Raw genomic sequence first — 14,144 nt, 5'->3', positions numbered from 1 at the left:
CGAGTCGGCAATCTTGTCGAATTCCGCCTTGGTGACTCGGATGAGCGCGGAGTCACGCACGGCGCGAACGGACGCGGAACGGGGCGCATCGATCAGGAATCCGAGCTCGCCGACGACCTCGCCGCGGCCTAATTCCCTTAGTATCACGTCGTTTTGGAGTATCTGAAGGCGACCGTTACGCACCACGTAGAGGGAATCGGAGGCGTCGCCCGCGTGAAAGAGATACGAGCCAGCCTGCAGCTCAATTTGTTCGGCATGGTCGCGCAGCTCCGCCAGTGCGGCCGTGTCGAGCCCGGCAAACAGCGGCAGGGCAGCGAGCGGATCGACTTCGCCGTCCGCCGCCGGCCGGGTTTCGACGGGTAGGGACATGATGCTCGGCGCGGACCGCGCTTCCGGCGGAACGATTTGCGGCGGCGCCTCGGAGTCGTCTGCCCCGGCGGTGACATGGCGGGTGCGGCCGAGCAACCCTGCCGCGAGCGCGACCGCGGCAAAGCACACCGCGGCCAGCACCCAACCTCGCCGCAGCGCCTCTTCGGCGGCGTCGCGCGCGGGCGTCCCCACCACCACCACCAATAGCGCGATGCCAACCACCGCACCGAGTTGGCGCGTGCTGCTGACCACCGCCGAAGCCGTGGCGTAACTGCCGCCGGCCGCCAGCCCCGTCAGGGCTGCGCTGCCCAACATGGGCAACGTCGCGCCGACCCCAACGCCCTGCAGAAGTTGACCGGGCAGCCACTCTGTGAGGAAATGCGGTTGGGGCCCAACACATTCGATGTACCACAGCAGGCTGCCGGTCCAGATCGTCGCGCCGACGACGATGATGAGCCGGTAGCCGTGCCGGTCAGCGACGCGCCCAAGTACCGACGCGACGATCGCGGCGACGAACGCCGCCGGCGCGACGGCCAGGCCTGCGCGCAACAAGTTGTAACCCCACACATAGTTCAGGAACAGCACGTGGGTCAGCAGGTAGGCGTAGAACCCGGCACCGGCGATCAGCGTGAGCGCGTTGCCGGCGGTGAACGACCGGATGCGCAGCAGCGCGGGCTCGATCAGCGGTGTCGGATGGCGCAGCGAACTCAGCACGAATCCGAGCATGGCGAGCGCCGCGGCAACGAAGGAACCGATGGTTGCGGCGCTGGCCCAGCCCCAATCCGGGCCCTTGACCAGCCCCAGCGTCAGACACCCGAGCGCGACTGCCAGTAGCACCGCCCCCCGCAAATCGGGCACCCGCCGCCGTCCGGAGGCGCGGCTTTCGACCAGCCCCCGTCGCGCGACCGCTACCGCCACGACGCCTAGCGGAAGATTCACCAAGAACACCCAGCGCCAACTCGACGCGTCCACCAGAGCACCGCCGATGGGCGGACCGAGGCCGGACGCGATGGCCGCCGCTGCGCCCCACAGGCCCACTCCGTGGGCACGGCGGGCGGCGTCGAAACTCTCGACCACCAGCGCCAGTGATGCCGGAACCAGAATCGCCGCGCCGATGCCCTGCACTACCCGGAATGCAATCAGGTGCCCGACGGTCCCGGCGGCCGCGCACAACCCGGACGCGACGGTGAACAACACCACGCCGTAGATGAACATCCGTTTGCGCCCGAGCAGATCGGCGAGTCGGCCGCCGGCCACCAGAAACGCGGCAAAGGCGATGTTGTAGGCATTGAGGACCCACGACAGGCTGCTGATGTCGCTGTGGTGGAAATACCGCTGGATGGCCGGGAAGGCGATGTTGACGATCGTGGAATCGAGGAACGCGAGAAAGGCCCCGAATGCCGCCACCAGCAACACCGCCGTCGGCGCCGGTTGGCGACGTCGAGTGAGTGGTGTGGGTGGCCGGTCTCGCCGAAGGCGGCGTCTCGTGGTCCGATCGATACCGGCGGAAGGCCGGCCATTCTTACGCCTGGCGCGCTCGCCGGTGTGCCTTCCGCGAGTCGCGGACGGGGCACCAGTTCTGTTCGCCATGTCGCACCTCTATCCAGTGCGGCGGTTGCCCACTCGGGTGGTGTCGCAATTGTCGCTGACCAGCGCCGGCACGTGCGGCGAATTACTGATCTGACAACTACTGGATGACCCGAGAGGGCCGGCTAGGCCAATGTGACCAGACCGAGCTCCGTTTCGCCGGCGAGCATCGGGTGGTTCGGCAGCACCCGAACCGTGTAACCGACCGCCCCGGCCACGGGCAGCGGCGTCGTCATCGAGAAAATTGCGCCGCCGCCCAAAGCCGTTCCGGTATAAGGCATTTCGACAGTCACCGGGTCGATCAGCGCGTCGCCGGCATCCACCCGGCCGATTACCGCCTGAACCGAAACGTCGTCTGGCCGCAGGCCGGCCAATTGCACGGTCGCGGTCAGTGTCAGCTTCGACCCCAACATGGGCGTGTCGGGCAGACCGGTGCTGTCCACATCGGTGATGTAAATCTTCGGCCACGCCGCAAATGCGCGCCTACGGTAGTCGGCCAGCTCGCGCGCCGCCTCGAACGTCACTTGGCCCTCGCTGGCGACGGTGTTGCGCAGCGACTGCGCCGCCGGCGTGTAGTAGTTCTCGACGTATTCCCGCACCATCCGAGACGCCAGGACTTTCGGGCCCAACGTCTGCAGAGTGTGCCGAACCATCGCGATCCACCGCGAGGGCACGCCGTGCTCGTCTCGCTCGTAGAACGTCGGCGTCACCGAGTGCTGGAGCAGGTCGTAGAGCGCCGCGGCCTCCAAGTCGTCGCGACGGGCTTCGTCGACGGCCCGGGAGGCAGACGGGATCTCCCAACCGTTGCCGCCGTCGTACCACTCGTCCCACCAGCCGTCGCGGATCGACAGGTTCAGCCCGCCGTTCAGCGCGCTCTTCATCCCTGACGTTCCGCAGGCCTCCAACGGGCGCAGCGGGTTGTTCAACCAAACGTCGCAGCCCCAGTACAGCCGGCGCGCCATCGACATGTCGTAGTCGGGCAGAAACGCGATGCGGTGGCGTACCTCGGGCCGGTCGGCGAACCGCACCACCTGCTGGATCAGCGCTTTGCCCGCGTCGTCGGCCGGATGCGACTTACCCGCGACGATCAGCTGGATCGGCTGGTCGTCGTCGAGCAGCAGCTGCTCGAGCCGATCCGGGTCGCGCAGCATCAACGTCAGCCGCTTATAGGTCGGAACCCGGCGGGCGAACCCGACGGTGAGCACGTCGGGGTCAAACGCCGTGGAAATCCAGCCCAGTTCGGAATCCGATGCCCCCCGCGCCAAGCAGGATTTCCGCAGCCTCGCCCGGACATCGTCGACCAGCAATGCCCGCAGCTGCGAACGGATCCCCCACAGGTGTCCGGCGTCGACCTGTTGGAGCCGCTCCCAGACTTCGGGTTCGCTGAACGAATCCCCCCCGGCCAGTTCCCGGCCCAGCTGCAACCACTGCGGGGCGGCCCAGGTCGGCGCGTGTACGCCGTTGGTGATCGACCCGATCGGCACCTCGTCGGGGTCGAATCCACTCCAGAGCCCGTTGAACATGACCCGGCTGACCCGGCCATGCAACAGCGAGACGCCATTGGCACGCTGGGCCAGCCGCAGACCCATGTAGGCCATGTTGAATTTGTCGGGATCCTCCTCGGCGCCCAACGCCAGGACTCGCTCGCGTGGCAGACCCGGCAGCAAACCCGATTCTGCGTCGTCGAAATAGCGCTGCACCAGTTCCAACGGGAACCGGTCGATACCGGCGGGCACCGGAGTGTGGGTGGTGAATACCGTCGACGAACGCACCACGGTCAGCGCGGTGTCGAAGTCCAGCCCCGCATCGACCAGCTCGCGGATGCGTTCCACGCCGAGAAATCCGGCATGGCCCTCGTTCATGTGGAACACCTCGGGAGCGGGCAGCCCTTCAATCTCGGTGAAGGCCCTGATCGCCCGCACGCCGCCCACGCCCGCCAAAATCTCTTGTCTGATGCGGTGGTTCTGGTCACCGCCGTAGAGACGGTCGGTGACACCACGCAGATCATGCTCGTTCTCCGGGACATCGGAATCCAGCAAAAGCAACGGGACGCGTCCCACCTGCGCCACCCAGACCCGGGCCCGTAGCCGGTCGGTATCGGGCAGGGCCAGCTCCACCAGCACCGGATTTCCGCCGGCATCGGTGAGCAGCCGCAACGGCAGTCCCTGCGGATCGAGCGGCGGATACGTTTCGTGTTGCCAGCCGTCAGCAGTCAGCGACTGGCGAAAGTAGCCGGAGCGGTAATACAACCCGACCGCGATCAGCGGCAGACCCAAGTCCGACGCCGACTTCAGGTGGTCACCAGCCAGGATGCCCAAACCACCGGAGTAGTTGGGCAGCACGTCGGCCACCCCGAACTCCATCGAGAAGTAGGCGATCCCCGACGGCATGGCAGCGCCGTCGCTTTGCTGCTGCTGATACCACAACGGACGGCTCAGGTAGTCGTCCAAGTCGGCCGCCAACTCGTCGAGCCGGTTGAGAAACTGGTCGTCGGCCGCCAACTCGTCGAGTCGTGCCGGCGTCACTGCACCCAGCAGCGCCACCGGATCCTGGCCGCACTGCCGCCACAGGTCGGTGTCGATGCTGGCGAAGAGGTCCTGCGTGGGCTTCTCCCAGGACCACCGCAGGTTGGTCGACAGCTGCTCCAGGGCCGCCAGGCGTTCCGGAAGGTGAGCACGGACGGTAAACCGGCGGAGGGCTTTCACGCGTCAATACCTTACTGACGAAAGGGTCAGCGGTGACGCATGACAGCCAGCGCTTTCACCCGCCCCGGGTGTGGCCCGACACTACGGTGGGTATTGGGCGCAAAGAGAGTTTCACTACAAGGGCCGTAGCCACAGGGCCGCCTGGCAACGATGTGGGCGGTGCAGCGGCCCGAGGAGTAACCGGGCAATCGAAGGAGTGCGGTGCCAGGTCGTGTCGAGATCGATGACGTCCAGCCCGTCGTGTCGTGCGGCGCGTATCCGGCTAAAGCGGTGGTCGGTGAGGTAGTTCCAGTCAGCGCGTCGGTGTGGCGGGAAGGCCATGAGGCGGTGGCGGCCACCCTGGTGGTGCGCTATCTGGGGCCGCGCTACCCGCAGGCCAGCGAAACCCGGCGGATCAAGGCCGTGCAGGCGGACGTCAAAAACGGGGCTGAGGCGCCGCCCCGGGTCAAGCCGCTGCTGGTTCCGATGACGATGGGCGAAGAGCCCTATGTCTTCCACGGGCAGTTCAGCCCCGACAGCGTCGGGTTGTGGACCTTTCGGGTCGACGGCTGGGGCGACCCGATTCACAGCTGGCGGCATTCCATCATCGCCAAGTTGGACGCCGGCCAGGGTGAGACCGAATTGTCCAATGACCTGCTGGTCGGGTCGCAGCTGTTGGAACGCGCCGCCACCGGGGTGCCCCGCAGCCGGCGCGAGCCGCTGCTGACGGCCGCCGCCGCGTTGCGCAACCCGGGCGACCCGGTGACCCGCGCGGCCGCTGCGCTTGCGCCCACAGTCGAGGAGTTGCTGGCGCAGTACCCGCTGCGTGAGCTGGTCACCCGCGGTGAACAGTACGGAGTGTGGGTGGACCGGCCCGAGGCCCGCTTCGGTGCGTGGTACGAGATGTTCCCGCGCTCGACGGGCGGTTGGGACGCCGACGGCAACCCGGTACACGGCACCTTCGCCACCGCGACCGCGGCGCTGCCCCGCATCGCGGAGATGGGCTTCGACGTGGTGTACCTGCCGCCGATCCATCCCATCGGCAAAATCCATCGCAAGGGCCGCAACAACACGGCGACCGCCATTCCCGGCGACGTGGGATCGCCGTGGGCGATCGGCAGCGACGAGGGCGGCCACGACGCGGTACATCCCAAGCTCGGCACGATCGACGACTTCGACGACTTCGTGGCCGCCGTGCGCGACCTGGACATGGAAGTGGCGCTGGATCTGGCGCTGCAGTGCGCGCCGGACCACCCCTGGGCCCGACAGCACCGGCAGTGGTTCACCGAACTGCCCGACGGGACCATCGCCTATGCGGAGAACCCGCCGAAGAAGTATCAAGACATCTACCCGCTGAACTTCGACAACGATCCCGCCGGGCTCTACGACGAGGTGCTGCGGGTGGTGCGGCACTGGATGGACCACGGCGTCAAAATCTTTCGGGTCGACAATCCGCATACCAAGCCACCCAACTTCTGGGCGTGGCTGATCGGTCAGGTGAAAGCGATCGATCCCGACGTGCTGTTCCTGTCCGAGGCTTTCACCCCGCCGGCACGCCAGTACGGGCTGGCCAAGCTCGGCTTCACCCAGTCCTACACGTATTTCACCTGGCGTACCGCCAAGTGGGAGCTCACCGAATTCGGTCAGGAGATCGCCGAATTCGCGGACTTTCGGCGTCCGAACCTGTTCGTCAACACCCCCGACATCCTGCATGCCATCCTGCAGCACAACGGCCCGGGCATGTTCGCGGTCCGCGCAGTGCTGGCGGCGACGATGAGCCCGGCCTGGGGAATGTACTCCGGCTACGAGCTTTTCGAGCATCGCGCGGTGCGCGAAGGCAGCGAGGAGTATCTGGACTCCGAGAAGTACGAGTTGCGGCCCCGCGACTTCGCCACTGCCCTGGCCGAGGGCAGATCGCTGGAGCCGTTCGTCGCCCGGCTCAACAACATTCGTCGGCTACATCCCGCGCTGCGGGAATTGCGGACCATTCGGTTCCACACCGTGGACAACGACGCCCTGCTGGCCTACAGCAAGTTCGACCCGACCACCGGCGACTGCGTCCTGGTGGTCGTGACCCTCAACGCCTTCGGACCCGAAGAGGGCACCGTGTGGTTGGACATGGCCGCACTGGGTATGGAGGGCTACGAACGGTTCTGGGTGCGCGACGAGATAACCGGAGAGGAATACCAGTGGGGAGCAGCCAACTACGTGCGCATCGACCCTGGCCGGGCGGTCGCCCACATCATCAACATGCCGCAGATACCACTCGAATCCCGAAGCACGCTGCTGCACCGGAGGTGACGCCGCGATGACACCAACCGACCAACTGGCCAGGACCCATCTGACGCCCGAGCCCAACGATCTCGATCGACTGCTGGCCGGTGTACACCACAACCCGCACGGCATTCTGGGCGCCCACGAGTACGGCGATCACACTGTCATCCGGGCGTTTCGCCCGCATGCCACCGAAGTGGTCGCGCTCGTCGGCAACCAGCGGTATCCACTGCAGCACATCGACTCCGGGCTGTTCGCCGTGGCGCTGCCATTCGCCGATCTCATCGACTACCGCCTCGAGGTGAGCTACAACGGTTCCGAGCCGCACACCGTCGCCGACGCCTATCGCTTCCTGCCGACACTCGGTGAAGTCGACCTGCATCTCTTCGCGGAGGGCCGCCACGAACGGTTGTGGGAGGTGCTGGGTGCTCACCCCCGCTCGTTCACCACGGCCGACGGCGTGGTCAACGGTGTGTCGTTTGCGGTCTGGGCACCGAACGCCAAGGGCGTCAGCTTGATCGGGGACTTCAATGGCTGGAACGGCAACGACGCGCCGCTGCGCGTCCTCGGGTCGTCAGGGGTCTGGGAGTTGTTCTGGCCCGAGTTTCCACCCAACGGCCTGTACAAGTTCCGGGTGCACGGCGCCGACGGGGCCGTCACCGACCGGGCCGACCCGTTCGCCTTCGCCACCGAGGTCCCGCCGCACACCGCGTCACGAGTGACGTCGAGTGATTACACCTGGAACGACGCCGACTGGATGACTCAGCGCGCGCAGCGCAACCCGGTGTTCGAGCCGATGAGCACCTACGAAGTTCACCTGGGTTCGTGGCGACCGGGGCTCAGCTACCGCGACCTTGCCCGCGAGTTGACGGATTATGTTGTCGAGCATGGCTTTACCCACGTCGAGATGCTGCCTGTCGCCGAGCACCCGTTCGCGGGATCGTGGGGGTATCAGGTCACGTCCTACTACGCGCCGACATCACGGTTCGGCACGCCCGACGATTTTCGGTTCCTCGTCGACACCCTGCACCAGGCCGACATCGGGGTCATCGTGGACTGGGTTCCAGCTCACTTCCCGAAAGATGCCTGGGCTCTGGGCCGCTTCGACGGCACCGCGCTCTACGAGCATTCCGATCCTAAGCGCGGTGAGCAACTCGACTGGGGCACTTACGTGTTCGACTTCGGACGGCCCGAAGTCCGCAATTTCCTGGTCGCCAATGCGCTGTACTGGCTGGAGCAATTCCACATCGACGGGCTTCGCGTGGACGCCGTCGCGTCGATGCTCTATCTGGACTATTCGCGGCCGGTCGGTGGTTGGACACCGAATATCTACGGCGGTCGGGAAAACCTGGAAGCCGTACAGTTCCTGCAAGAGATGAACGCCACCGCACACAAGGCGGCGCCCGGCATTGTCACCATCGCCGAGGAATCGACGTCATGGCCGGGTGTTACGCGACCAACCAACGTTGGTGGACTTGGCTTTTCGATGAAGTGGAACATGGGCTGGATGCACGACACGCTCGACTACATCAGCCATGACCCGGTGCACCGCAGCTATCACCACCACGAGATCACCTTCTCGATGCTCTATGCGTTCAGTGAGAACTTCGTGCTGCCGCTCAGCCACGACGAAGTGGTGCACGGTAAAGGCACGCTGTGGGGTCGCATGCCCGGCAACGATCATGTGAAGGCCGCGGGGTTGCGCAGCCTGCTGGCCTACCAGTGGGCCCACCCGGGTAAGCAGCTGCTGTTCATGGGCCAGGAATTCGGCCAGCGCGCCGAGTGGTCCGAGGAGCGGGGCCTGGACTGGTATCAGCTCGATGAGAACGGCTTCTCCACCGGCATTTTGTCGTTGGTACGCGACATCAACGCGATCTACCGCGGCCACCCGGCGTTGTGGAGCCAGGACTCCAACCCGGAGGGCTACTCCTGGATCGACGCCAACGACTCGGCCAACAACGTGTTGAGCTTTTTGCGGTACGGCAGCGACGGCTCGGTGGTGGCCTGCGTGTTCAACTTTGCTGGCGCCGAGCACAGTAACTACCGCCTCGGCCTGCCCACCGCCGGCCGGTGGCGCGAGGTGCTCAACACCGATGCGACCGTCTACAACGGCTCTGGTATCGGCAACATGGGTGGTGTCGACGCGACCGATGAGCCGTGGCACGGACGGCCGGCTTCCGCGGTGTTGGTGTTGCCGCCGACCTCGGCGCTGTGGCTGGCTCCCGAGTAGTGCTCGCAGTCAGCGCGAGCCACAGCTAGTAGAGCGCGTTGGCGAGATTGCGCCGACCCGTGATCACCTCGGGATCGGCGGGGTCGAAGAGCTCGAACAGCTCGACCAGCCGGGTACGTACCGAGGTTCGCTCGTCCCCGGATGTCCGTCGGATCAAGGCGATCAACCGGTCGAAGGCGGCGCTCACATCTTGGTTGAGCAGTTGTACGTCGGCAGCAGCGAACGCGGCCTCGATGTCGTCGGGGGCCGCGTCGGCGACGGCCACCGCGTCGGGCCGCTGCGCGGTCGCGCGCGTCAAGAAGGTGATCTGACGGATCGCCCCGTTGGCCTCGGCATGGTTGGGATTGGCGTCCAGAATCGCCTGATAGGAGTCGAGCGCCGCCGCGAAGTCACCGTCGGAGAGCTGTTGTCGCGCCTGCGCCAGCGCCGGATCGACTTCCTCGTCTTCCTCAGAGCCCGGTGCGCCGCTGAGCTTGCCCGCCGTCGCCGACAGCAGCGAGTCCAGCCACCGTCGCAACTGCTCGGGCGGCTGCATGCCCTGGAAGCTCGACAACGGCTGGCCGGCGGCCAACGCCACCACGGTCGGGACCACTTCGATACCGAAGATCTGCGCCACCCGGGGGGCGGTGTCGACGTTGACCGTCGCCAGCGACCACTTGCCGTTATCGGCGGCGGCCAGGCCGGCAAGGACGTCGGCCAACTGTAAGCACACATCGCTGCGCGGCGACCACAGCAGCACAACCACCGGCACCTGGTTGGACCGGATCAGCACCTCGTCTTCGAAGTTGGCCTCGGTGATCGGCACACCGGCAAGCTCAGCTGACCCCGCGCCGGGGGCATCGGTGCCGCTGGCGGCATTCGGCTGGGGGCGCTGCTTGAGGCCGGACAGATCAACCGCTCCGGCCAGCGCAGGCCCAATCGGAGGACGGGGACGGCTCACGTCGACAAGTCTGGCACGCCGCTGACGGTGTCCGTCATCCGGTCATGAGCAGCGTGGTGACCAAGATCACAGCCGATGGCCGGACAGTCGCCGCGCACAACGCCAGCAACCATTTATGTAACGTCGATCCGACGAATGGCCTGGCTAGCCGGCCCGCAGGATCAGCGCATCGCCCTGACCGCCGGCGCCGCACAGCGCTGCGACGCCATACCCGGAGCCCCGGCGCGCCAACTCCAGAGCAGCATGCAGCGTGATACGCGCACCCGACATGCCGATCGGATGCCCGACGGCGATGGCGCCGCCGTTGACGTTGACGATCTCCGGGTCGACACCGAGTTCCTTGGTGGACGCCAGCGCTACCGCCGCGAAGGCCTCGTTGATCTCGATCACGTCGAGTTGGTCGGCGGAGATACCCTCCCGGCCGAGTGCTTTTTTGATCGCGTTGGCCGGCTGCGACTGCAGCGTGGAATCGGGGCCGGCCACCACACCGTGCGCGCCGATCTCCACCAGCCAGGACAGTCCCAGCTCGGTAGCTTTGTCCTTGTTCATCACGACGACGGCGGCCGCGCCGTCAGAGATCTGCGACGCCGATCCGGCCGTGATCGTGCCGTCTTTACGGAATGCGGGTTTCAGACCGGCCAGCGATTCGGCGGTGGTGTTGGCGCGGATGCCCTCATCCTCGTTGAACTGCAAGGGATCACCTTTGCGTTGCGGGATGCTCACCGGCACGACCTCGTCGGTGAAAACGCCGTCCTTCCAGGCGGCGGCGGCCTTCTGGTGCGACCGTGCCGCGTACTCGTCCTGTTCACGACGGCTGAACTGGTCGGCGTCGTTGCGTTGCTCGGTCAGCGCGCCCATCGGCTGGTCGGTGAACACGTCGTGCAGCCCGTCGTAAGCCATGTGGTCCAAGACGGTCACATCGCCGTACTTGTAGCCGGACCGGCTGTCGATGAGCAGGTGCGGGGCCTTGGTCATGGATTCCTGGCCGCCGGCTACCACCACATCGAACTCGCCGGCCCGGATGAGCTGGTCAGCCAACGCGATGGAGTCGATACCGGACAGGCACATCTTGTTGATCGTCAACGACGGCACATCCCAGCCGATACCGGCGGCCACCGCCGCCTGGCGGGCAGGCATCTGACCGGCTCCCGCGGTCAGCACCTGGCCCATGATCACGTACTCGACCGCCGAGGCCGGCACGTTGGCCTTTTCCAACGCGCCCGCAATGGCGATGGCGCCCAGATCACTGGCCGAGAAATCCTTCAGCGAGCCCATCAACTTCCCGATGGGCGTGCGGGCTCCAGCAACTATCACCGACGTCGTCATCAATACCTCCGGGGCGAGCAGAAACGGCCGAAAAAACAGGCCGGGGAAGCGCAATCTTTCCCGCCAGGTTACCGTGACGTTATGACCACCGAACACGTCGACGTCCGTCGTACCCTGGCCAGCGCGTTGGTAACGGCAGTCGACCACGTCGGCATCGCGGTGGCAGATCTGGACGCGGCGATTGCCTGGTACCACGACACGCTGGGCATGATCGTGCTGCACGAGGAGATCAACAAGGACCAGGGCATCCGCGAGGCGATGCTGGCGGTGCGCGGCGCCCCGGTAGGCAGCGCGCAGGTGCAGTTGATGGCCCCGATCGACGAGTCGTCGGCGATCGCGAAATTCCTCGACAAACGCGGCCCGGGCATCCAGCAACTGGCCTACCGGGTCAGCGACCTGGACGCGCTGACCTCTCGGCTGCGCGACCAAGGCATTCGGCTGCTCTACGACGCACCGCGGCGCGGCACGGCGGATTCCCGGATCAACTTCATTCACCCCAAAGACGCCGGCGGTGTTTTGATCGAGTTGGTCGAGCCGGCAGCCGATTCCGACGGCTCTCACTGACCGTCTAAGACCACTTACGCGTGGGCCCGCGCGTTGCGCGGTGGGTCCAGCACGGCGTGTGCCAATGCCGGCGGTCCTCCATCCCGGTCTCTCCTGAATCAGCCGGCCATACCACCAGATGCGGTGTGCCCGAACGAACTTCGTGATCGCAACCGGGACAGCGATACGTCTTGACCGCTCGGGCGGCGGCCACCGGCCGAACTTCGTACTGACGGCCGTCGGGCCCGGTTTCCACCCGTCGCGCTACCGGCAGCGGCCGTAGCGGCTGCTGCCGGCGTTGCGGTGTCCGGCGACGGGGCATGCGGTCAGTCTATTTGCCGGCTCAGAACAGCCGGTACTCGTCGCTGTCCATGCCCCGCATCTGGTCGTAATCGAGTGTTAGACAACGAATTCCGCGATCAACAGCCAGTGTCCGCGCCTGCGGCTTGATCTGCTGGGCGGCGAATACTCCGCTCACCGGCGCCAGCAGGCTGTCGCGGTTCAGCAATTCGAGGTAGCGGGTGAGTTGCTCGACGCCGTCGATCTCGCCGCGCCGCTTGATCTCGACGGCCACGGAGCGACCCTGTTCGTCGCGGCACAGCAAGTCGACCGGGCCGATCGCGGTCATGTACTCGCGGCGCACCAACGTATATCCGGCGCCGAGCAGTTCGACATGCTCGGCGAGCAACGCCTGCAAATGCGCCTCGACGCCGTCTTTGACTAATCCGGGGTCGACACCGAGCTCGTGGCTGGAGTCGTGTTCGATGCTCTCGACGGTGATGCGCAGTTGCTCGCCGGCCTTGTTCTCCACCACCCATACCGGCACGGGCCCGTCGAGGTCCTCGGAGAGCCGACACGGCGGGCTCATCCAGTTCAGCGGTTTGTAGGCGCGGTCGTCGGCGTGCACGCTGACCGAGCCGTCCGCCTTGAACAGCAGCAGTCGGCGCGCGGAGGGTAGATGCGCGGTGAGCCGACCGAGATAGTCGACCGTGCACTGGGCAATCACGAGACGCACCCGACTCACCTTAGGGTCCGGCCGGGCGACAAATTAGGCTGACGCCACCATGATCGCCAAGAAAACGGTGGCGCAGCGCCTCGGGCGGGTCCTGGAGCGCGTGACCCGGCAAAGCGGTCGGCTGACCGAGACTCCGGCCTACGGCTCGTGGCTGCTCGGGCGGGTCTCGGAGAGCCAGGCCCGCCGTCGGGTGCGGATTCAAGTCATCCTGACCGTGTTCATCGTGGCGACGAACCTCATCGGAATGGGCGTCGACGCGCTGTTGCTGACGGTCGCCTTCCCGGTGCCCAGCGTGTTCAGCGATGCACCGACGTGGCTGACGTTCGGGCTGGTGCCTGGCTACATCGTCGTCGCACTGATGACCGGCACCTACTGGATCACCCGGCGTACCGTCACCGCGCTGCGATGGGCGATCGAGGAACGCAGCCCGGACCAGACCGACGAGCGCAACGCCTTCCTCGCACCGGCCCGGGTCGCGGCCGTCACCTTCGGTTTGTGGGCGGTGGCGGCGGCGCTGTTCACCACTCTGTACGGCCTGGAGAACAGCCTGTTCATCCCGCAGGTCGTGTTCTCGACCAGCTTCTGCGGCGTCCTGGTAGGCACCGCCTGCTACCTGATCACCGAGTTCACCTTGCGTCCGGTGGCCGCCCAGGCACTGCAGGCCGGACCACCGCCGCGGAGGCTGGCGCCGGGCATCATGGGCCGGACCATGGTGGTGTGGATGCTCGGCTCGGGTGTGCCCGTCGTGGGCATCGCACTGACTGCGTTTTTCGCGTTGACGCTACGGAATCTGACCCAGACCCAGTTCGGTGTTGCGGTGCTGATCCTGTCGGTGGCAACGCTGATCTTCGGTTTCACGCTGATGTGGCTGCTCTCCTGGCTTATCGCCACGCCGGTGCGGGTGGTGCGCGCCGCACTCAAGCGTGTCGAACAGGGCGACCTCCGAGGCGACCTGGTGGTGTTCGACGGGACCGAATTGGGTGAGCTGCAAAGCGGATTCAATGCGATGGTCGCCGGATTGCGGGACCGCGAGCGGGTGCGCGACCTGTTCGGCCGGCACGTCGGTCGCGAGGTCGCCGCTGCCGCCGAACGCGAGCGGCCGCAGTTGGGCGGCGAAGAGCGCCATGTCGCAGTGGTTTTCGTCGATATCGAGGACTCGACACAGTTGGTGACCAG

At 66.2% G+C, this 14,144-nt stretch carries 10 protein-coding genes; 4 read left to right on the top strand and 6 right to left on the bottom strand.

Features of this window, described 5'->3' with window-relative positions; translation table 11 throughout:
- Nucleotides 1-1,869 (bottom strand): MDR family MFS transporter (locus A5707_RS11885; protein ID WP_232000707.1); only part of this gene is annotated, 1,869 nt, incomplete at its 3' end.
- Nucleotides 1,870-2,081: 212 nt separating this feature from the next.
- Nucleotides 2,082-4,661, bottom strand: coding sequence for a glycosyltransferase family 1 protein (locus A5707_RS11880; RefSeq protein ID WP_065014671.1), 2,580 nt, complete (start codon nt 4,659-4,661; stop codon nt 2,082-2,084).
- Nucleotides 4,662-4,862: 201 nt separating this feature from the next.
- Between A5707_RS11880 and A5707_RS11875 the strand changes: the two genes are divergently transcribed.
- Both A5707_RS11875 and glgB read left to right on the top strand, forming a co-directional pair.
- Nucleotides 4,863-6,941, top strand: a complete 2,079-nt coding sequence (locus tag A5707_RS11875; protein ID WP_065014670.1) for an alpha-1,4-glucan--maltose-1-phosphate maltosyltransferase — start codon at nt 4,863-4,865, stop codon at nt 6,939-6,941.
- Between the two features lie 7 nt (nt 6,942-6,948).
- Nucleotides 6,949-9,144, top strand: a complete 2,196-nt coding sequence (gene glgB, locus A5707_RS11870) for a 1,4-alpha-glucan branching protein GlgB (RefSeq protein ID WP_065014669.1) — start codon at nt 6,949-6,951, stop codon at nt 9,142-9,144.
- Between the two features lie 25 nt (nt 9,145-9,169).
- Here the strand turns inward: glgB and A5707_RS11865 are convergent, their stop codons facing one another.
- Both A5707_RS11865 and A5707_RS11860 read right to left on the bottom strand, forming a co-directional pair.
- Nucleotides 9,170-10,084 carry a tetratricopeptide repeat protein gene (locus A5707_RS11865; RefSeq protein WP_065014668.1) on the bottom strand — a complete coding sequence of 305 codons (915 nt, stop codon included), beginning with the start codon at nt 10,082-10,084 and terminating at the stop codon, nt 9,170-9,172.
- A gap of 144 nt (nt 10,085-10,228) precedes the next feature.
- A complete protein-coding gene (locus A5707_RS11860; RefSeq protein WP_065014672.1) occupies nt 10,229-11,410 on the bottom strand; it encodes an acetyl-CoA C-acetyltransferase in 1,182 nt (393 codons plus the stop codon).
- Nucleotides 11,411-11,491: 81 nt separating this feature from the next.
- Here A5707_RS11860 and mce point away from each other — a divergent pair, with 81 nt between their 5' ends.
- Nucleotides 11,492-11,974, top strand: coding sequence for a methylmalonyl-CoA epimerase (gene mce, locus A5707_RS11855; RefSeq protein WP_065014667.1), 483 nt, complete (start codon nt 11,492-11,494; stop codon nt 11,972-11,974).
- 4 nt (nt 11,975-11,978) lie between these two features.
- On the opposite strand, the gene A5707_RS24495 is transcribed toward mce, so the two are convergent.
- A complete protein-coding gene (locus A5707_RS24495) occupies nt 11,979-12,275 on the bottom strand; it encodes a hypothetical protein (RefSeq protein WP_082969416.1) in 297 nt (98 codons plus the stop codon).
- A gap of 21 nt (nt 12,276-12,296) precedes the next feature.
- Nucleotides 12,297-12,968, bottom strand: coding sequence for an endonuclease NucS (gene nucS, locus A5707_RS11850; RefSeq protein ID WP_065014666.1), 672 nt, complete (start codon nt 12,966-12,968; stop codon nt 12,297-12,299).
- 49 nt (nt 12,969-13,017) lie between these two features.
- Here nucS and A5707_RS11845 point away from each other — a divergent pair.
- On the top strand, nt 13,018-14,144 hold a 1,127-nt coding region (locus tag A5707_RS11845), incomplete at its 3' end, for a HAMP domain-containing protein (RefSeq protein ID WP_065014665.1).

The sequence above is a fragment of the Mycobacterium kyorinense genome (assembly GCF_001672775.1).
Classification (GTDB): Bacteria; Actinomycetota; Actinomycetes; order Mycobacteriales; family Mycobacteriaceae; genus Mycobacterium; species Mycobacterium kyorinense_A.
This window is presented reverse-complemented; position numbering and strand designations above follow the sequence as displayed.